This is a genomic window from Streptomyces sp. NPDC111628 (genome assembly GCF_055635195.1).
On record NZ_JBVKBZ010000002.1, the window covers coordinates 1,281,793 to 1,301,376 of the forward strand.

Sequence of the window (19,584 nt, forward strand, 5' to 3'; positions counted from 1 at the left end):
CCCGGAAGGGACCCACCGCCATGTCACCCGTCCTCACCCGCAGAAGCCTCACCACCACCCTCGCCGGCGTGGCCGCCATGGCGCTGCTCGCCGCCTGCGGCGGCGGCTCGTCCTCCGGCGGCTCGTCGGACAAGGTGCGCTTCGGATACATCAACGACTTCAACGGCGCCAGCCTGATCGCCATCGCCGAGGCCAAGGGCCTGTGGAAGAAGCACGGTCTGTCGGCCGACGCCAAGGTCTTCACCAACGGGCCGCTCCAGATCCAGGCCCTCGGCACCAACAACCTCGACTTCGGCTACATAGGCCCCGGCGCCATGTGGCTCCCCGCCTCCGGCCAGGCCAAGGTCGTCGCCATCAACACCCTCGGCAACTCCGACCGCGTCCTCGCCCAGCCGGGCATCACCTCGATGCAGCAGCTCAAGGGCAAGACCGTCGCCGTGCCCGAGGGCACCTCCGGCGACATGATCCTCTCCCTCGCCCTGGAGAAGGCCGGGATGACCAAGGAGGACCTGAAGGTCGTCCCCATGGACCCGTCCACCATCGTCTCCGCCTTCTCCTCCCAGCAGGTCGACGGCGCCGGCTTCTGGTACCCGGCCGCGGCGACGATCAAGAAGCAGGTCCCCGACCTGGTCGAACTCGCCAAGAACGCCGACTTCGAACAGGACGTCTCCTTCCCCACCGCCTTCGTCGCGGGCACCAAGGTGGTGGCCGACCAGCCGGAGAAGACCAAGAAGGTCCTCGCCGTGCTGCGCGAGGCCATGACCTTCCGCTCCGAGCACACCGACGAGGCGATCGAGCTCACCGCCGACAAGCTGAAGATCCCCGTCGACCAGGTGAAGGCGGACGCCGCGAACAACAAGGTGCTCAGCGTGGCGGAGCTGGACAAGCTGACCCAGGACGGCACCGTCGTCAAGTGGCTCGAGGGCATGAACGACTACTTCGTCAACGCCGGCAAACTGAAGAAGCCCGTCGACCCGAAGACGTACTACACCGGCGACCTCTTCACGGGAGCGGGCAAGTGACGCGAGCGAACGAGCCCGGCGCGGGGACCGGCCCCCAGTCCGGCGCGCAGCCCGGGGCGTCCCGGAAGAACATCCTCTTCCTCATGACCGACCAGCACCGCACCGACACGCTCGGCGCCTACGGCAACCCGCTGGCCCACACCCCCGCGCTCGACGAACTGGCCGCCACCGGAACCCGCTTCGACCGCTGGTACACCCCCACCGCCATCTGCACCCCGGCCCGCGCCAGCCTGCTGACCGGCCAGGCACCCTTCCGGCACAAGCTCCTCGCCAACCACGAACGCAACGTCGGCTACCTCGAGGACCTCGCCGAGGACCAGTTCGCCTTCTCCCGGGCGCTGCGCGAACACGGCTACAACTGCGGCCTGTTCGGCAAGTGGCACGCCGGAAACCGCCGCACCGCGGCCGACTACGGCTTCGACGGCCCCGAACTGCCCGGCTGGCACAACCCCGTCGACCACCCGGACTACCTCGCCTACCTCGCCGAACGCGGACTGCCGCCGTACGAGATCAGCGACCGTGTCCGCGGCACCCTCCCGAACGGCGGCCCCGGGAACCTGCTCGCCGCCCGGCTGCACCAGCCGGTCGAGGCCACCTTCGAGCACTACCTGGCCACCCGCGCCATCGAGCAGCTGGAACGCTACGCCGCCGACGCGCACGACCGCGACCGGCCCTTCTTCCTGGCCCTGCACTTCTTCGGACCGCACCTGCCGTACATCCTCCCGGACGAGTACTTCGACCTGGTCGACCCCGCGGACGTGGAACTGCCGCGGTCGGTGTCCGAGACCTTCGAGGGCAAACCCCCGGTCCAGCGCAACTACAGCGCGCACTGGACCTTCGACACGATGCCCATCGAGACCACCCGCAAGCTCATCGCCGTCTACTGGGGCTACGTGGCCCTCATCGACCAGCAGATCGGCCGCGTCATGGCGGCCATGGAACGGCTCGGCCTCGTGGACGACACGGCGGTGTTCTTCACCTGCGACCACGGGGAGTTCACCGGCTCGCACCGGCTGCACGACAAGGGCCCCGCGATGTACGAGGACATCTACCGCACACCCGGCCTGCTCCGGGTCCCGGGCGCACCCGGCGGCCAGGTGCGCGACGAGTTCGTCAGCCTCCTCGACTGCACCGCCACCATCCTCGAACTGGCGGGCCTCGACCCGAAACCCGCCGTCGACTCGCGCAGCCTGCTGCCCCTCGTCCGGGGCGAGACGGTGGAGTGGGACGAGGACATCGTCTGCGAGTTCCACGGCCACCACTTCCCCTACCCGCAGCGCATGCTGCGCGAGGACCGGTACAAACTCGTCGTCAACCCCGACTCCGTCAACGAGCTGTACGACCTGCACACCGACCCGGACGAGCTGCAGAACGTCTACGCCCACCCGGAGCAGGCGGAGGTCCGCGGCCGCATGATGCGCCGGCTCTACGACGTCCTGCGCGAACGCGGCGACAACTTCTACCACTGGATGACGTCGATGTACGACGTCGGCGAGGTGGGCCACGACCCGACCCTGAGCGGGCTCGACGAGTCCACGTACAAGGCCTAGCAGGCCCACCCACGCGATTCGAGGACCCATGACCCCTGCCCACCGCCCGTGCTGCGCCCCCGCGACGACGGCACCCGTCGCCGTGGCCGCCCCGTCCCCCGCGGTCGCCGCGGAGCCGGGTCCCGACGCCCGCCCGCGCTCGACCCGCGGACAGGTGCGCCTGCCGGGCGGTGAGTTCGCGATGGGCGACGCCTTCGGGGAGGGATATCCGGCCGACGGCGAGACACCCGTGCACACGGTGCGCCTGCGGCCCTTCCACATCGACGAGACCGCCGTCACCAACGCCCGGTTCGCCGCCTTCGTCAAGGCCACCGGTTACGTGACCGACGCCGAACGGTTCGGCTCCTCGGCGGTCTTCCACCTGGTCGTCGCCGCCCCGGACGCCGACGTTCTCGGCAACGCCGCCGGCGCCCCCTGGTGGATCAACGTGCGGGGCGCGCACTGGCGCCGCCCCGAGGGCGCCCGCTCCGACCTCACCGGCCGGCCGAACCATCCGGTCGTCCACGTCTCCTGGAACGACGCCACCGCCTACGCACGGTGGGCCGGCAAGCGCCTGCCCACCGAGGCCGAATGGGAGTACGCCGCCCGCGGGGGACTGGCCGGCCGCCGCTACGCCTGGGGCGACGAGCTGACCCCGGGCGGCCGGTGGCGCTGCAACATCTGGCAGGGCCGGTTCCCCCACGTCAACACGGCCGAGGACGGTCACCTGACCACCGCGCCGGTCAAGTCCTACCGGCCCAACGGCCACGGCCTGTGGAACACCGCGGGCAACGTGTGGGAATGGTGCTCCGACTGGTTCTCGCCCACCTACTACGCCGACTCACCCGCCGCGGACCCGCACGGCCCCGGGACCGGGACGGCACGGGTCCTGCGCGGCGGCTCCTACCTGTGCCACGACTCCTACTGCAACCGCTACCGGGTCGCCGCCCGCTCCTCCAACACCCCGGACTCCTCGTCCGGCAACCTCGGCTTCCGCTGCGCCAACGACGCGGCCGTCAGGTGCGGATCAGCCGCTGCGTGATCTCCCGGTACTGCCGCAGGGCGAGCCGGAGCTCCTCGGCATGCGTCTCGGGGTCCTGGTCCCGCCACCTTTCGCGCAGGACACGACGCTGTTCCGCGAGGGCGGTCGAGAGGTGGGCCGCGGCGTCGTCGAAAGCGCCCTCCGCCTCCTCCAGCGCCTCGTGCGGGGCGTCGGCGAAGGTGTTGATCGCCTTGCGGAGACGGTCCAGGACCGCGTCCCGTTCCGCCGGCGGAAGCAGCGCCTCCGGTGCCGCGGGACGGCGCTCGGTGCGGCGCTGGTCCTGGTCCGAGGGCTGTTGCGCGCGCGTCTGGTCGTACATGTCGTGTGCCGCCTTCCTGGGGTGTTCGGATCACCGCGTTCCCCGGAGCGGCGCCGCCACGTGCGGGTGCGCCGGACACCGGGTCCGGAAGGGGCCGGTGGAGCGGAGCGCCGAACCGGTCGTCGGAGGCGGAGGGGGCCATGGTACGCGACCGCCCCCTCCCGCCCCGTGCGTTTCACCTGCCGAGGATGCCCTGGGGGAGGAGCGACTGCGGAGAGGTGGCCGGGTGCCCCACCTCCAGCGAACCGAGCAGACCGTCCAGGAGCGGGCCACCCGGGACACCGGCGGACGGGCCGGGCACGGGGGCCGCCTCGGCGAGGGGAGCGGAGACCAGCAGAGCGGTGGCCATGACGGAGACACAGGCGAGCTTCTTGATCATGTCCGTCCCAACGAACGGAGGCCCGGGGGGAAACGTTCGCCGGACGCGCACTGGGCCAGTCGGGTTCACACGGGCGCCAACCGCGGCACCGGCGGCAGCGGAGCGTGTTCGGGGGAGGCGCGGAACGCCTGGATCACCAGCGCGGCGAAGCGCCGGGAGGCCGCGACGCGGGCGGCCGTCGACAGGGCGTGGATGCCCCGGTTCGCCATGATCATGAGCATCAGGTCGTCCAGGACGAAATCGGGGCGCAGACCGCCGGCCCCCTTGGCCCGACGGGCCAGTTCACCGGCGGACTTCAGCGAGTACGCGCGGGCGGCGGCGAAGTCCATCGCCTCCGGGTAGGCCGCCATGAACGCCTCGGTGAAGCCGAGGTGCCGCGCGTGCAGCTCGCAGGTCTTCTCGACGACGAGGCAGAAGCCGGCCCAGGGGTCCGGGTGGGTCAGGCCCTCGTCGACGATCGTGCGGCACGCCCGCAACTGGTCCGTGAACGCCTCGGTGACCAGCTCCTGTTTGGTGGGGAAGCGCCGGTACAGGGTGGCGGGCCCGACGCCGGCCCGCCGGGCGACCTCCCGCATCGGCACCTGCAATCCCTCGGCGGCGAACAGCGCGCGGGCCGCGTCGAGGATGCGCTCGCGGTTGTCTCGGGCGTCGGAGCGCAGCGGGTGAGGCAATTGATCGGTCACCACTCTCACTTTAGCGAAGTGGACGGCGGTGTCCGTTAACGTCCGACGAGCAGGGCTTGAGTGCGTAGGGGCACGGCCTCGGCGAGCAGGGAGTGGCGAAATGAAGGCAGTGGCGATCCGGACGTTCGGCGGCCCCGAGGGGCTGGAGGTCGTCGACCTTCCGGCCCCCGCGCCCGCCGCGGGAGAGGTCCTGGTGGCGACCGAGGCGATCGGCGTGAGCGGTGCCGACGTCGCCATCCGCAGCGGTGCGCTCGCCGCCTACGGATTCCAGGAGGGGCATGTACCCGGCGGCGAGGTGGTGGGCACCGTGACGGCGGTCGGCGCGGGCGTCGACGCCGCCTGGACCGGCCGGCGCGTATGGGCGCCGACCGGCGTGGGAGGCGGCTACGCCGAGCAGGCGACCGCGCCGGCCGACGACCTCCTCCCCCTCCCCGCAGGGTTGTCCGCACCGGCCGCGGTGACGCTCGGCAGTGCCGGGGTGGTGGCGCACTTCGGGCTCGCCCACGCCCGCTTCACCGCGGGCGAGAGCGTGCTGGTGCGCGGCGCGGCCGGCAGCATCGGCATCATGACGGTCCAGCTCGCGGCACGCGCCGGAGCCGCCGCGGTGGCGGTCACCACGTCGTCGGCCGCCCGCGGCGAGCGGCTGCGCGGGCTGGGCGCGACCCATGTCCTGGACCGCTCCGGCGAGGGCGGCGCGGACGCTCCCCGAGCCTTCGACGTCATCGTGGACATCGTCGCCGGAGCCGACCTGCCCGCCTTCTTCACCAGGCTCGCGCCGAACGGCAGGATGGTGGTCGTCGGCGCCGTCGCGGGGCAGCCGCCCGCGGACTTCGGCACGCATCTGATGGAGTCCTTCCAGAAGTCGATGTCGTTCGCCACCTTCAGCGCCGCCACCGTCCCGGAAGCCGGCCTGCGGGCCGTGCGGGCCGATCAGTTCGCCGCCGCGAGCCGTGGGGAGATCGAGACCGTCGTGCACGAGGTGCTGCCCCTGGACCAGGCGGCCTCGGCGCACCGGAAGATGGACGCGGGCGAGGTCTTCGGACGCATCGTGCTGACCCCGTAACCCCCGCCCGCTCACTCAGTCCGCCCCGCGCGGCCAGCCGAACGCCTCGGTACCCGGTCGGCGCACGGAGAAGCGGCCGCGACAACCCAGCGCCCCGAAGGACCCGGCGCGGTCCCGCGGCGGGTGCCCGGGCCTACGACGACTCGCGCACCACCAGCTCCGTCGGGAGTGTCATCTGCTGCCGCGGTGCACCGTGCTGCGTGATGTCGGTGAGGATGCGGGCCATGGTGCGCCCCAGCTCCTCCACCGGTTGACGCACCGTCGTCAGCGGCGGGTTGGTGTGGCGGGCCAGGACGGAGTCCTCGAAACCGACGACGGCGACGTCCCCGGGCACCTGCCGCTTCTGCCGGCGCAGTTCGGCCAGGGCGCCGACCGCCATGAGGTCGGACGCGGCGAAGACGGCGTCCAGGTCCGGGACGCGTTCAAGAAGCAAACGCATGGCGTTCGCGCCGCCCTCCTCGGTGAAGTCACCCGCCTCGACGAGGAGTTCCTCCGCGGGCACCGCCGCCTCCAGGTGCGCGTCGCGCCAGCCGGCGAGCCTGCTGCGGCCGACGTCCATGTCCAGCGGCCCGGTGATGGTGGCGACCCGGCGCCGTCCGCCGCCCAGCAGATGCCGCACCGCGGCGGCGGCCCCGCCGGCGTTGTCGGAGTTGACGTAACTCAGCCGCTCGCCCGCGTCGCGGCGGCCGGCGAGTACCGTGGGCAGGCCCATCTCCTCGAGCATGCCGGGCAGTCGGTCCTCGGAGTGCACCGAGACCAGCAGTACGCCGTCCACCCGGCGGGTCGCGACCGACGCGGTCAACTGGTCCCGCTCCGCCTGGTCGCGGACGAGCATCAGCTGCAACTGGGTGCGGCTCTCGGCGAGGGCGCCGCTGACCCCGCGGATGAGCGCGGCGAAGAACGGCTCCGAGCCGAGCCGGCTCTCCGACTCGGGGATCACCAGGGCCACGGCGTTGGTGCGGTTGGTCACCAGGCCGCGGGCGACCGAGTTGGGAACGTAGTTCAGTTCTTTGATCGCCGCAAGCACCCGCTCCCGGGCATCGGCGCTGACCAGCTCCGAGCCGTTGACGACACGGGAGACCGTGGTGCGGCCCACGCCGGCGCGGGCGGCGACGGTTTTGATCGTTGGACGGCGGTTGCCGGTCATGCACTCCCCCCTCGGCGGCCGCGGCAGCAGTGCCTGCCGCGGAGGTGACCTGCGGCAATTCTGACAGACGCCACGGTCGGCGGAGCACCCCGGTGCCTCCGCAAGGCGAACGCGAAGCGGGACCGGTTGCGACAAGTTGCTTTCAAGTTATTGACAGACAGGCCCCGCTCCCACGAGTCTTCGATGCGCCGGTGGGAACGTGCCCACCAAAATTGGGCACGTTCCCATCCCGTGTTCGAGCCGCTGTCTTTCATCGCTGTAGCCGCTGTAGCCATCGCAGTAGTCATCGCAGAACTCGTCACTCCGATGTGTCAGCGCCGTCGCTAGGAGGAGATCCATGGGCACTCTCGGTTCGTTGCGCAGAAAGGCGGTGGCGACGGCCGCGGCCGTCGGCGCGCTCGCGCTCGTCGTCGGCTGCAGCAGCGGCGACGACTCGGCCACCGGTGGTGGCAAGAAGGACGGCAAGGTCACCATCACCATGGGCATGTACGGGGTGATGGGCATCAAGGAGACCGGCCTTCTCGAGCAGTACGAGAAGGAGAACCCCAATGTCGACATCAAGGCCGAGATAGCCGGTGACGAGCAGACCTACTACACCGCCCTGCAGACGAGGCTCGCCGCGGGCAAGGGCCTGAAGGACATCCAGGGCATCGAGATCGGCCGCGCCAAGGAGATCACCGAGACCCAGGCGGACAAGTTCGCGGACTTCGCCGACGTGCCGGGCACCGACCACTTCCTGCCGTGGAAGGAGTCCCAGATCAGCACCAAGGACGGCAAGGTGCTGGGTCTGGGCACCGACATCGGCCCGATGGCCGTCTGCTACCGCAAGGACTACTTCGAGAAGGCGGGGCTGCCCACCGACCGCGAAGAGGTCGCCAAGCTGTGGGCGGGCGACTGGAACAAGTACGTCGAGGTCGGCCGCGACTTCAAGAAGGGCTTCAAGGACGGCGACGTCGCCTACATGGACGCGGCCAGCGGCCTGTTCAACGCCATGGTCTACGGCTACCCCGAGCAGTACTACGACGACCAGGGCGAGCTGATCTACGACACCAACCCGGCCGTCAAGGAGGCGTGGAACCTCGCCGCCGACGCCGCGGAGGACGGCCTGACCGCCAAGCTCCGCCAGTTCCAGCCGGGTTGGGACCCGGGTCTGGCCAACGGCACCTTCGCCACGGCGGTGTGCCCGGCGTGGATGCTCAGCCACATCAGTGAGAAGGCGGGCGACGCGAACAAGGGCAAGTGGGATGTCGCCAAGGCCCCCAAGGGCGCGAACTGGGGCGGCTCCTTCCTCGGCGTGGTCGAGCAGAGCCCGGTGAAGGAGGAGGCCAAGAAGCTGGTCGCGTGGCTGACCGCGCCCGAGCAGCAGGCCCACATCTTCAAGGAGATCGGCAACATCCCCTCCTCCCGCACGGCACTGGACAGCCCCGACGTGAAGAACGCCAAGTCGGAGTACTTCAGCGGCGCGCCGATCGGCCAGATCTTCGGCGCCGCCGCCCAGGAGATCCCGGACAAGCAGGTCCTCGGCCGCAAGGACGGCACGATCAAGGACACCTTCTCCCAGGGCCTGGCCCTGATCGAGCAGGGCGACGCCAAGCGTGACGAGGCGTGGAAGACCACCGGGGAGCGCATCGAGAAGGCGGTCGGCTGACTCTCCGCTCCCGAGGCCGACCGGGCCCGACCGCGTCCAGGATCAGGTCCTGGCCGGCGGGCCCGGCGCCCGGCTCACCCAACCGCACTCAGGAAGGAAGTCCGGTGGCCACCTCCACCACCAAGGCCCTGGCCGGGGACGAGCCTCCGCGGCCCTCTCCCCGCCCGGGCGGCGAGGGCACCGCCCGGCGGCGCGGCGCGCTCTGGCACCGGCTCGACATCAAGGGCGCCCCGTACGCGTTCGTCGCGCCGTTCTTCATCATCTTCGCCGCGTTCAGCTTCTACCCGCTGATCTACACCTCGTGGATCTCCCTGCACGACGTGGAGCTGGCCACCCTCGATGTCATGGAGTGGGTGGCGTTCGACAACTACGTCGAACTGTGGGGCGATTCGCGGTTCTGGAACGCGGTGCAGAACACGATCACCATCGGCGTCATCTCCACGGTGCCGCAGTTGATGATGGCGCTCGGCATGGCGCACCTGCTCAACTACCGGATGCGCGCCTCGCTGTTCTTCCGGGTCGCCTCCCTGGTCCCGTACGCCACCTCGGTGGCCGCGGCCGCCCTCGTCTTCACCATGATCTTCGAGCGCGACTTCGGCATGATCAACTGGGCGCTCGGCTCGGTCGGGATCGACCCGGTGGACTGGGAGGCCGACAAGTGGCCCGCCCAGGTCGCGATCTCCACCATCGTCATCTGGCGCTGGACCGGCTACAACGCGCTGCTCTACCTGGCCGCCATGCAGGCCATCCCCGCCGACCGCTACGAGGCGGCCTCCCTCGACGGCGCCTCCCGGTGGAAGCAGTTCATCCACGTCACCATTCCCGGGATCCGCTCCACCATCGTCTTCACCATCGTGCTCTCCACCATCGGCGCCACCCAGCTCTTCGGCGAACCGCTGATCTTCGGCCAGGGACCCAACGGTGTCACCGGCGGCGCGGACAACCAGTACCAGACGCTGGGCCTGCTGCTGTACGAGGAGGGCTGGAAGAACTACCAGATGGGCCGCTCGGCGACCGTCGCCTGGGCGATGTTCATGCTGCTGGTCCTCGTCTTCGTCGTGCAGCGCGTCGTCAAGCGCCTGCGCTCCCGAACGTCCTGACCTGGAGTCGTCATGACCACCCAAAGTCTCCCGGCCCGGACCGACGCCCCGGCCCGGACCCCCGCCGTGAAGGAGAAGGGCCGCGGCGGCCGCCGGCTGCTGCGGCAGCGCGCCGGCCGTCAGCACCACGCCGGCCCCCTCGCCTACGTACTGCTCGCCGTCATGGCGATCCTGTCGATCTTCCCGCTGTACTGGACGATGGTCGCCGCGTCCACCGACAACACCCGGGTCAGCCAGACGCCGCCCCCGTTCCTGCCCGGCCCGAACCTGTTCAGCAACCTCGCCCGGGCCTGGGACGAGGCGGCGATGGGCAAGGCCATGGTCAACAGCCTCATCGTGGCCGGGGTGATCGCCCTGTCCACGGTGCTGTTCGCCACGCTCGCCGGGTTCGCCTTCGCCAAGCTGCGGTTCAAGGGGCGCAACGCCCTGCTCATGCTGGTGATCGGCACCATGATGGTGCCGCCGCAGCTCGCCGTCGTACCGCTGTTCATGATGATGGCCGACCTGGGCTGGTCGCAGCAGCTGCCCGCCGTCATCTTCCCGACGCTGGTGAGCGCGGTCGGTGTGTTCTTCATGCGGCAGTACCTGACGGAGGCGCTGCCGGACGAGCTCGTCGAGGCCGGACGCGTGGACGGAGCGCACTCGCTGCGGATCTTCTTCAGCATCGTGCTGCCCATCGCGCGGCCCGCGATGGCCGTCCTGTTCATGATCACGTTCGTGCACGCGTGGAACGACTTCTTCTGGCCGTTCGTGGTCCTCGACATGACCAACCCGACGGTGCCCGTCGCGCTCACCCAGCTCAGTGCGGGCTATGTCCGCGACCAGTCGCTGATCATGGCCGGCGCGCTGCTCGGCACCCTGCCGCTGCTGGCGATGTTCATCGTCTTCGGCCGCCAGATCGTCAGCGGCATCATGGCGGGAGCCGTCAAGGGCTGACCCGCCCCGCCCCTCAAGCACCCCCACCTGAAAGGACTTACGTGGTCACCGCAGCACACCAGACCGCCTCCGCCCCGGACGCCGCCCGCACCTTCCCCAAGGGCTTCCTCTGGGGCTCGGCGACCGCCTCCTACCAGATCGAGGGGGCCGCCGCGGAGGACGGCCGCACGCCGTCCATCTGGGACACCTACGCCCGGACCCCCGGCCGGGTCCGCAACGGTGACACCGGTGACGTCGCCACCGACCACTACCACCGGCGCAGCGAGGACGTCGCCCTCATGGCCGAACTCGGCCTGGACGCCTACCGCTTCTCCCTCGCCTGGCCCCGGATCCAGCCCACCGGCCGCGGCCCCGCCGTGCAGAAGGGCCTGGACTTCTACCGGCGCCTGGTGGACGAGCTGCTGGAGAAGGGCATCCAGCCCGTCGCCACCCTCTACCACTGGGACCTGCCCCAGGAGTTGGAGGACGCCGGCGGCTGGCCCGAGCGTGCCACGGCCGAGCGGTTCGCCGAGTACGCGGCCCTGGCCGCCGACGCCCTCGGCGACCGGGTGAAGACCTGGACCACCCTCAACGAGCCCTGGTGCAGCTCCTTCCTCGGCTACGGCTCCGGCGTGCACGCCCCCGGCCGCACCGACCCGGTCGCCGCCCTGCGCGCCGCCCACCATCTCAACCTGGGGCACGGCCTGGCCGTCCAGGCGCTGCGCGAGCGGGTCCGTGCCGACGCCCAGGTCTCCGTCACCCTCAACATCCACCACGTCCGCCCGCTCACCGGCAGCGAGGGCGACGCGGACGCGGCCCGCCGGATCGACGCCCTGGCCAACCGGGTCTTCACCGGCCCGATGCTGAACGGGGCCTATCCGGAGGACCTGCTGAAGGACACCGCCGAGCTGACCGACTGGTCCTTCGTGCGGGACGGCGACCTGAGCCAGGCCCACCAGCCGCTGGACTTCCTCGGCGTCAACTACTACACGCCCACCGTCGTCTCCGAGACCGACGGCAGCGCCGCCCACGCCTCCGACGGGCACGGCAACAGCTCCCACAGCCCCTGGCCGGGAGCCGACCGGGTCGCCTTCCACCAGCCGCCCGGCGAGACCACCGCCATGGGCTGGGCCGTCGACCCCACCGGCCTGTACGACCTGCTGCGCCGGCTGTCCGCGGACTTCCCCAGGCTGCCGCTGGTCATCACCGAGAACGGCGCCGCCTTCGACGACTACGCCGATCCCGAGGGGCAGGTCAACGACCCCGCCCGGATCGCCTACGTCCGCGGTCACCTGGCCGCCGTCCACCAGGCCATCCTGGACGGCGCGGACGTCCGCGGCTACTTCCTGTGGTCCCTGCTGGACAACTTCGAGTGGGCCCACGGCTACAGCAAGCGTTTCGGTGCCGTCTACGTCGACTACCCGACCGGCACCCGCATCCCCAAGGCGAGCGCCCGCTGGTACTCCGAGGTCGCCCGCACCGGCGTACTGCCCGGCGCCTGACCGGGCCGGTGCGGTACCCGACAGCCCGCCCCGCCGGGTGCCGCACCACTGGTCCGCCCCCGTCCTCCACCGCACCGGCCGAGGACGGGGGCGGACGCGTGCCCGCCGCCGGCTCAGTCGAGCGGGGCGAGCGTGAGCCTGGCCTCGGCCGGGTTGCCGTCGTGCACCAGCGACTCGTGGTTGCCGACGTCGTCGAAGGCGAACGCGTACGCCTTCCCGTCGGCCATGCGCTCGTGGATGATCCGGGCGTAGTGGTTGGTCACCGAGTCCCGGTAGAAGTTTGCCGCCGAGGGGTCGGGCTGGTTGGGGTTGCTCAGCAGCGTCGAGCGGTTGAAGCCGGCGCACAGCGTGCGCGAGATCGGCCCGCGCACCTGGTCGTTGGGCGCGTCCAGGAGCCGGTGGCAGCCGAAGACGCTGGAGGCGTCCGGCTTCTGGAAGCTGGTGACGACCGCGCCGGAGGTGTTGGTGAAGTTCATGACGTTGCCCGAGACGCGTCCGAAGTACTTGGTGTCCGGCCGGTCGCCGAAGGGCGTGACGGTGAGCGTGGTCGTCGCGTACTTCTGCCAGACCCGGTTGATGTAGTCGTCCATGACCGACGCGGGCAGCGCCCCGGTCTCCACCCCGTACAGCGGCGCCAGCGCCCGCAGTACGGTGCCGTCGGGCCGGGTCTGGATCAGCCCGCCCCAGCCCGGCTGGGCCCGCAACGCGTCGAACACCCCGCGATAGCCGCCGGCCTTGAGCTGCCCGGCGCTGCTCACGCTGCCGTCGGCGCGCTGCACGCCGACGGAGTAGGGCGCGGAGAACATGTCGACCTGGGTGCTGTTCAGCCACAGCCCGCCGTCGTTGAGCGTGTACTCGGACCAGTTGAAGAGGATGTTGCGGTTGGGGTCGCTCGGGTTCTGGACGGCGGGCTGGACCAGGCCGCCCGTGGTGAGCCGGAAGTCCAGCTTCTGGCCGTAGGAGAAGTAGATGCGTCCGGACAGCTTCGGGATCCGGATGGTCTTGGTCTGTCCCGCGGCCGGTCCGGGGATGGACGCGTCCGGTGCGGGAGTGGGGGGATTGCCGCCGGCGGGCCAGGCGTGGAAGGTGCCGTTCTCGTCCGCCCAGCCCTGCTGACCGGTCGTCAGCGAGGTGCCCAGGTTGTAGATGTGGACGGCGTCGCCTCGGGCGGAGTTGTTGGTGATCTTCAGGGGGATGGTGGCGGGCACCGCGGCGTCCGCGGGCGGTGCGGCACCGAACGAGAGCAGGGCGCCGGCCAGGCCTGCGGCCGCGGCCGCGGCGAGCAGACGGTGTCTGAGTCGGGAGAGCACTCTCCACCTCCGTGCGGGTGTGGGGGAATTGGTCCGTACCGATTCTGAGAGCGCTCTCAGAGTTGCGCCGCAGCGCGTTCATGTCAATGGACGAGGCGGAACGGCGCGGGTTCCCGTTCCGCGCCGGGACCGTGGGCGGGCGCCGGTCCTCGCGGTGACCGGCGCCCGCCCGCCTACCCGGCGAGGGTGGACTCCCGGCTGCCGTCGTGACCCGGCGGCAGCGGTGCGGCCTCCTCGCCCCCGGCGCAACGGTGGGAGCGGACGCCGATCATGCCGAAGGCGGTCAGCGCCGCGGCGACCGCCGCCGCCACCGCGCACACCAGGAACGCGGTGCCGAAGCCGCTGCCCAGTGCGTCCAGGGCCAGTCCGTGTGCCGCCGAACCCGGGGCCCCGGGCGGCAGGCTGTTCACGGCGACGGGCCCTCCGGCGTCGGCGACCGCGCGGGCGGCGGCCGCCTGGTCGCCGGGCAGTTCCGCGCCGGCGAGGTTCTTCGCGAAGGCCGAGCCCGCACCGCTCAGCGCGACCGCGCCGACGACGACGGGTCCCAGGGCGAAACCGAGGTCGCGCAGCATGTTGGTGGTGGCGCTGGCCATCCCCGCCAACTGCCGGGGCACGCTGTCGAGGGCCACGGCCGTCACCGAGCTGACGGTCAGGGCGAACCCGACGCCGATCAGCAGGGCGGGCACCGCGAAGGGGCCGAGGTGCGGGTCGGCGACGTCCAGCCGGGTGCACAGCAGGCAGCCGATCGCCATCAGCACGAACCCCGAGGTGAGCAGCCACGACGCGGCGACCCGGTGCAGCAGCCGGGAGACGACGGGGATGAGCAGGAACGCGGGCCCCTGAAGGAGCAGGAAGGGGATCGCCACCCGGATCGGGTCCTGGTGCTGCACCGGTCCGAGCCACATGCTCGTCGCGAAGCAGGCGCCGAGGAAGGCGAGCATGCCGACGACCGCGGCGAGAGACGACACCGTGAACGCCCGGTTGCGGAACAGTCTCAGGTCGAGGATGGGGGACTCGGCACCCAGCTCCACCAGGACGAACGCGGCGAGGAAGCAGGCGCCGACGCCGAAGGCGAGCAGGACGGGAAGGGTGGTCCAGCCCGACTCGGGCCCCTCGACGGCGCCGTACAGCACCAGGATCAGGCCCGCGGCGAAGGTGATCTGACCCGGCACGTCGAACCTGCGGCCCTCGGGAGCCTTCGACTCGGCAGCCAGGACGAGGGTCAGCACCGCGCTGACCAGGGCGAGTGCGACGAGCACCCAGAAGGAGCCGCGCCACGAGCCGATCTTGGCGAACATGCCGCCGAGCAGCGGGGAGACGGCGGCGCCGGCGGACAGGAAGCCGCTCCAGACCGCGACCGCGTGGGCCCGTTCCCGCGCGGTGCGGGTGACGGAGGTGATCGCGGTGAGCGATCCGGGGAACATGGCGCCGGCGCCCAGTCCGTTGAGGGCGGCGCCGGCCCACAGCACCTGGACGGTCGGTGCGAGCGCGGCCACGGTGCTGCCCGCCGCGACCAGGGCCGTGCCGGCCACGACGAGTCTGCGCCGGCCGAAGAGGTCGCCGAGGACTCCGAAGGTGAACTCGAAGCAGACCACGGCGACCATGAACGCGGCGGTGATCCAGGTGAGCTGGGACCCGTGGGTCCGCAGGTCCTCCTGGAGCAGCCCGTTCAGCGAGGCGGGCAGCGCGTTCGCGACCTGGGCCACGAAGACCGCGGCGCAGGCGGCAGCCAGTGTTCCCGCGTAGCCCGGTGCCCGGGCGGCCCCCGCGGTGGGGCCGGGGGACGTGGTCGTCCCGTTGTTGAGCGTCATAGCCGATCTCCCTGGCTGGGAAAGGACGGGCGTCCCCGTGGACGGGGCGGCCCGGGAGTGTGGAAGGCCTCGGAGCCGCGTGCGCGGTGGGGGAGAGGGGCGCGACGCGAGCCGGGCGTGATGCCGTGGACAATGGCATTCGCTTTACTGAGCGTCAAGGGTATGTACAGAACGTCTTGGATGGAGTCGCTCTGTACGCTCGATGTGCGGCGGCACGTTAGGATCCGGTCATGGCGAACCTTCGTGAGGCGCAGAAACGGATGACGCGCCGACTGCTGCTGGAGTCGGGACTCGAGCTCTTCAAGGCGAAGGGGTACGCCGCCACCACGGTCGACGACATCGCGACCGCGGCCGGCACCACGCGGGTGACCTTCTACGCGTACTTCCCCTCGCGCGGTGAGCTGATGAAGGCCCTGATCGACGAGCAACTCAACGAGGCGCTGCAACGCGTCCGTTCCCCCGAGCACGGCTCCACGGCGCGCGACCTCGTCGCCACCGTCGCCGACGGGACGCCGGAGGCGATCACGGCGTGGCTGCGGCGGACGACCGACAGCTGGCCCGAGATCCGGCCGATCATCCGCCTCGGCCGCGACGCCGCGGTGATCGAACCCGACCTGACCGACCTGGTCGAACGGTGGATGGAGGAGGCCGTCGGCGACATCGAGGACGGCCTGACCCGGGCCGGGCGCTTGGCGCCGCACCAGCGGCACTTCCGCGGCGTGCTCGCCATGGCCCAGCTCGACTACGTCGCCCAGAACTGGGACCGGGCCGACTGGAAGCTCACCCGGGACCAGATGGTCGAAGAGCTGAGCGCCAGCTGGGTGGGCCTGCTGACCTGACCCCGCCCGACCAGGCGCGCAGCGCAGAATCCCGCCGACTCCCCGGCCGTCCGTGTGCGACGGCCGGGGAGTCGGCGTTTGTGCGGCGTGCGAGGTGTGCAATCTTTTTTCGTACCGTTCGTTTCATTGACGCTATGTAAAGCGAATGGCTAGCCTGCGGGTCATGAGCGTCAAGAGCAACAGCGTGAACACCGTCCTGGGGCCGGTGCCCGCCGGAGAACTGGGCGTCGTCTCGGTCCACGAGGCGCTGCTGTCGGTGGTGCCGGGCGCGGAGCACGCCTTCGACGTCACCATCGACCGCGCCGAGGTCTTCGAGACCCTGGCCGCGAAGCTGAAGGACTTCCGCGCCCACGGCGGCGGCACGATCGTCGACAGCACCGGCATGTTCCACGGCCGGGACGTCCGCCTGTACGAGGCCCTGGCCCGCACGACCGGCGTCCACATCGTCGCCTCGACGGGGCAGGGGCCGGAGGAGCTGCTCGGCGGCTACTTCCTCACCCCGCAGACCAACCCGCCGACGCCGTGGCCGGCCGACAGGTTCGCCGGCCTCTTCACCAAGGAGGTCACCGAGGGCATGGTCGTCCCCCGTGTCGAGCGCCGCGGCGCGGCCGGTCTCGTCGCCACCGCCGCGACCCGCACCGGCATGACCGCCACCGACGAGAGCCTGTTCCGGGGCGCGGCCAGGACGGCCCTGGCCACCGGCGTCGCGGTCTCCGTCCGGCACGGCGCCGACGCCCCGCACGACCTCGGCGTCGTCCTGGACGAGGGGCTGCCCGCCGACCGGATCGTTGTCGGCGGACTCGACCGCGGGGACGCCGTCGCCGCCGGCGCACCCCTGGAGGTCGCCCGGCGCGGCGCCCACGTCGCGCTCGACCACGTCGGCACCGAGGACGGGGACCACGTCACCGACGCCGAACGGGCGGCCCTGGTCGCCGACCTCGTGCGGGCCGGATACGCCGACCGGGTCCTGCTCTCCACCGGCGCGACCGGGGTGGCCAAGGGGCACACCGGCAACGACCTGCCGTACAGCTACGTCCTGACCGACTTCGTCCCGCGCCTGAAGGCACGCGGTCTCGGCGACGACGACGTGCGGCGGATCCTCCAGGACAACCCGGGTGCCCTGCTGTCGGTGCGCTGAGCGCGACCGCCCGGACGATCATCAAGTCTCTGACTCGAAGGTGAGTGTTGTGTCGAGAGTGAACACGGTGCTGGGCCCGGTCCCGGCCGAGGAACTGGGACTCGTCGCGGTCCACGAGCACGTCGGGTACGGCATGCCGGGATCCGAGCTGGACACCCGGTGGTGGAAGACCCCCGAGCAGCGCTACGAGGAGACCGTTCCGAAGCTGCGGGCCTTCCACGAGTACGGCGGCGGCACCTTCGTCGACGCGACCGGCATCTGCAACGGCCGCGACGTCGACCACTACAAGTCCCTGTCCGCGAAGACCGGCGTCCACATCGTCGCCTGCACCGGCTTCGTCGGCGGCGACACCGCCCTGCCGCACTTCGCGGGTGCCGACGTGGACTACCTGATGCGGCAGTTCGTCCACGAGATCACCGTCGGCATCGGCACCACCGGCGGCCTCGCCGGCGTCATCAAGGTCGGCGTGAGCCGCGGCGGCCGCATGACGGACCTGGACAAGCGCATCTACCGGGCGGCTGCCCGCGCCGCGCTCGCCACCGGCGTACCGGTCCTCACCCACCTCGCGATCGACGCCGAGAACGCGATCGCGATCTTCGAGGAGGAGGGACTGCCCCTGGACCGCGTCCTGTTCGGGCACGTCGACGACGGCGTCAACGCAGACAAGACGCGCGACGTGTGGATCGCGGAGCAGGGCGGCCGCATCGGCTTCGACACCTTCGGCTACGAGACCGAGCTGCCCGACCCGCCGTTCTGGGCCAGGCCCCGCAAGGAACGCCTCGACCACTTCCTGCGGTTCGTCGACGGCGGCCGCCGGATCAAGCAGGTCCTCGCCTCCGCCGACGCCAACTGCAGCCCGCTCGGCTGGCCCGGCGTCAAGGGCCACACCGTCAACTACATCTTCGAGGACCTCATCCCGGACCTCCGCGCAGCCGGTCTCGACGACGCCGCCATCAGGACGGTCTTCGTCGACAACCCCGCCGAATTCCTCGCCCTGCAGAAGTAGAGAGAGAACCACCATGCAGTCCTCGGACCTGAAGAAACTGAAGATCGCCGTCGTCGGCGCGGGATACGGCGGCGCGGCGGCGGCCAAGGCGCTGAGCCTGCTCGGCGCGGACGTCGCCGTCTACGAGCAGGCGGGGCGGATCCGGGAAGTCGGCGCCGGCATCGGACTGCGTCCGTCCACCGTGAACAGGTTCCGCGAGTGGGGGATCTTCGACGAGATCGCGAAGGTCAGCTCGCCGAGCGAGTACTTCGAGATCCTCACCGCCACGGGTGAGCCGATCATGAAAGAGGCCTGGCCGGCCGACGGCGGACAGTCCCACACCCATCTGATCCACCGGGGCGACTTCATCGAGGCCCTGCTGGGCGTGCTGCCCGAGGGCATGGTGCGTCTGGGCCACCGGCTGGAGAGCGTCCAGGACCACGGTGAGCGCCCGGTCCTCACCTTCGCGGGCGGCGAGCGTGTCGAGGCGGACCTCGTCGTCGGCGCCGACGGCATCAAGTCGGTGGTCCGCAGGGAACTGTTCAGCGACAAGGAGCCGGTGTTCTCCGGCGAGCACGCCTACCGGGCGGTCATCTCCGCCGGGGACACCCACGGCATGGTCACCGACGACAACCTGCGGATGTACGTCGGCAGGGGCACCAAGATCTACCTGCTGCCGCTGCGCCACCGGGACCAGGTGTCGTTCGACATCACCGCACTGTGCGCGGACAGCACGTGGAACCCGCCGAACACCAAGGACGACATGCTGGCGACGGTGGAGGGCTTCGACGAACGCCTCGTGGCCATCACGCGCGAACTGGACATGGACGTGGTGAACATCCGCGCCGTCTACGACATCGACCCGGTCGACACCTGGCACTCGGACTCGGTCGTCCTGGTCGGCGACGCGGCCCACTCGATGCTGCACCACCAGGGGCAGGGCGCCAACTCCGCCATCGAGGACGCCGGAGCGCTCGCCGACGCCCTGCGCGCCTCGGACACGGTGCCGGAGGCGCTGGCCCGCTACCAGGCCACCCGCAAGCCGGTGACCGACAAGCTCCAGGCCATCTCCCGCCAGGGCTGGTCCGCCGAGGAGATCGAGTCGGTCTTCCCCGGTCAGCAGCCCTCCGCCGCCGCACCCAAGGAGTGACG

General features: G+C 71.1%; 18 protein-coding genes. 12 read left to right on the top strand and 6 right to left on the bottom strand.

What is annotated here, in order from left to right:
- Positions 1-20: 20 nt before the first annotated feature.
- The 3 genes from ACZ7MF_RS13490 to ACZ7MF_RS13500 are packed head-to-tail and all read left to right on the top strand — an operon-like array spanning position 21 to position 3,593.
- Positions 21-1,022, top strand: coding sequence for an aliphatic sulfonate ABC transporter substrate-binding protein (locus ACZ7MF_RS13490; RefSeq protein ID WP_356857379.1), 1,002 nt, complete (start codon positions 21-23; stop codon positions 1,020-1,022).
- Positions 1,019-2,572: a sulfatase-like hydrolase/transferase gene (locus tag ACZ7MF_RS13495; protein WP_471476756.1), complete on the top strand. Its 1,554-nt coding sequence runs from the start codon at positions 1,019-1,021 to the stop codon at positions 2,570-2,572. Before ACZ7MF_RS13490 ends, ACZ7MF_RS13495 begins: the two co-directional genes overlap by 4 nt.
- 28 nt (positions 2,573-2,600) lie before the next feature.
- Positions 2,601-3,593: a formylglycine-generating enzyme family protein gene (locus tag ACZ7MF_RS13500; RefSeq protein ID WP_471476758.1), complete on the top strand. Its 993-nt coding sequence runs from the start codon at positions 2,601-2,603 to the stop codon at positions 3,591-3,593.
- On the opposite strand, the gene ACZ7MF_RS13505 is transcribed toward ACZ7MF_RS13500, so the two are convergent.
- From ACZ7MF_RS13505 to ACZ7MF_RS13515, 3 genes are all read right to left on the bottom strand, one after another.
- The gene (locus tag ACZ7MF_RS13505) at positions 3,568-3,912 is read right to left on the bottom strand and encodes a hypothetical protein (RefSeq protein WP_471476760.1); all 345 of its coding nucleotides are present in this window, start codon (positions 3,910-3,912) and stop codon (positions 3,568-3,570) included. The genes ACZ7MF_RS13500 and ACZ7MF_RS13505 overlap by 26 nt on opposite strands.
- A gap of 175 nt (positions 3,913-4,087) precedes the next feature.
- A complete protein-coding gene (locus ACZ7MF_RS13510) occupies positions 4,088-4,291 on the bottom strand; it encodes a hypothetical protein (protein WP_115745852.1) in 204 nt (67 codons plus the stop codon).
- Positions 4,292-4,356: 65 nt separating this feature from the next.
- A complete protein-coding gene (locus ACZ7MF_RS13515) occupies positions 4,357-4,974 on the bottom strand; it encodes a TetR/AcrR family transcriptional regulator (protein WP_471476762.1) in 618 nt (205 codons plus the stop codon).
- Positions 4,975-5,074: 100 nt separating this feature from the next.
- Here ACZ7MF_RS13515 and ACZ7MF_RS13520 point away from each other — a divergent pair, with 100 nt between their 5' ends.
- Positions 5,075-6,037 (top strand): zinc-binding dehydrogenase, encoded by a 963-nt coding sequence (locus ACZ7MF_RS13520; RefSeq protein ID WP_471476764.1) that lies wholly within the window; start codon positions 5,075-5,077, stop codon positions 6,035-6,037.
- A gap of 133 nt (positions 6,038-6,170) precedes the next feature.
- Here the strand turns inward: ACZ7MF_RS13520 and ACZ7MF_RS13525 are convergent, their stop codons facing one another.
- Complete coding sequence (locus ACZ7MF_RS13525) at positions 6,171-7,184, bottom strand: LacI family DNA-binding transcriptional regulator (RefSeq protein WP_471476766.1); 1,014 nt, start codon at positions 7,182-7,184, stop codon at positions 6,171-6,173.
- 337 nt (positions 7,185-7,521) lie between these two features.
- Between ACZ7MF_RS13525 and ACZ7MF_RS13530 the strand changes: the two genes are divergently transcribed.
- The 4 genes from ACZ7MF_RS13530 to ACZ7MF_RS13545 all read left to right on the top strand — a co-directional run bounded on the left by ACZ7MF_RS13530 (position 7,522) and on the right by ACZ7MF_RS13545 (position 12,349).
- The gene (locus ACZ7MF_RS13530) at positions 7,522-8,832 is read left to right on the top strand and encodes an ABC transporter substrate-binding protein (RefSeq protein ID WP_471476769.1); all 1,311 of its coding nucleotides are present in this window, start codon (positions 7,522-7,524) and stop codon (positions 8,830-8,832) included.
- A 104-nt stretch (positions 8,833-8,936) separates the two neighbouring features.
- Positions 8,937-9,932 (top strand): carbohydrate ABC transporter permease, encoded by a 996-nt coding sequence (locus ACZ7MF_RS13535; RefSeq protein ID WP_356857397.1) that lies wholly within the window; start codon positions 8,937-8,939, stop codon positions 9,930-9,932.
- Between the two features lie 12 nt (positions 9,933-9,944).
- Positions 9,945-10,868 carry a carbohydrate ABC transporter permease gene (locus ACZ7MF_RS13540; RefSeq protein ID WP_471476771.1) on the top strand — a complete coding sequence of 308 codons (924 nt, stop codon included), beginning with the start codon at positions 9,945-9,947 and terminating at the stop codon, positions 10,866-10,868.
- A 41-nt stretch (positions 10,869-10,909) separates the two neighbouring features.
- Complete coding sequence (locus tag ACZ7MF_RS13545; protein ID WP_471476773.1) at positions 10,910-12,349, top strand: GH1 family beta-glucosidase; 1,440 nt, start codon at positions 10,910-10,912, stop codon at positions 12,347-12,349.
- Between the two features lie 113 nt (positions 12,350-12,462).
- Here ACZ7MF_RS13545 and ACZ7MF_RS13550 read toward each other — a convergent pair whose 3' ends face one another.
- Together ACZ7MF_RS13550 and ACZ7MF_RS13555 are read right to left on the bottom strand one after the other, a co-directional pair.
- Complete coding sequence (locus ACZ7MF_RS13550; RefSeq protein WP_471476776.1) at positions 12,463-13,659, bottom strand: glycoside hydrolase family 64 protein; 1,197 nt, start codon at positions 13,657-13,659, stop codon at positions 12,463-12,465.
- 173 nt (positions 13,660-13,832) lie between these two features.
- Positions 13,833-15,470, bottom strand: coding sequence for an MFS transporter (locus ACZ7MF_RS13555; RefSeq protein ID WP_471476778.1), 1,638 nt, complete (start codon positions 15,468-15,470; stop codon positions 13,833-13,835).
- Positions 15,471-15,700: 230 nt separating this feature from the next.
- On the opposite strand from ACZ7MF_RS13555, the gene ACZ7MF_RS13560 reads away from it, so the two are divergent.
- The 4 genes from ACZ7MF_RS13560 (at position 15,701) to ACZ7MF_RS13575 (ending at position 19,582) form a co-directional block, all read left to right on the top strand.
- Positions 15,701-16,309, top strand: coding sequence for a TetR/AcrR family transcriptional regulator (locus tag ACZ7MF_RS13560; protein WP_471476781.1), 609 nt, complete (start codon positions 15,701-15,703; stop codon positions 16,307-16,309).
- 163 nt (positions 16,310-16,472) lie between these two features.
- Positions 16,473-17,447 carry a phosphotriesterase family protein gene (locus tag ACZ7MF_RS13565; RefSeq protein WP_471476783.1) on the top strand — a complete coding sequence of 325 codons (975 nt, stop codon included), beginning with the start codon at positions 16,473-16,475 and terminating at the stop codon, positions 17,445-17,447.
- Between the two features lie 49 nt (positions 17,448-17,496).
- Positions 17,497-18,453 carry a phosphotriesterase family protein gene (locus ACZ7MF_RS13570; RefSeq protein WP_471476785.1) on the top strand — a complete coding sequence of 319 codons (957 nt, stop codon included), beginning with the start codon at positions 17,497-17,499 and terminating at the stop codon, positions 18,451-18,453.
- A 13-nt stretch (positions 18,454-18,466) separates the two neighbouring features.
- Positions 18,467-19,582 carry an FAD-dependent oxidoreductase gene (locus ACZ7MF_RS13575; RefSeq protein WP_471476787.1) on the top strand — a complete coding sequence of 372 codons (1,116 nt, stop codon included), beginning with the start codon at positions 18,467-18,469 and terminating at the stop codon, positions 19,580-19,582.
- Positions 19,583-19,584: the final 2 nt, after the last annotated feature.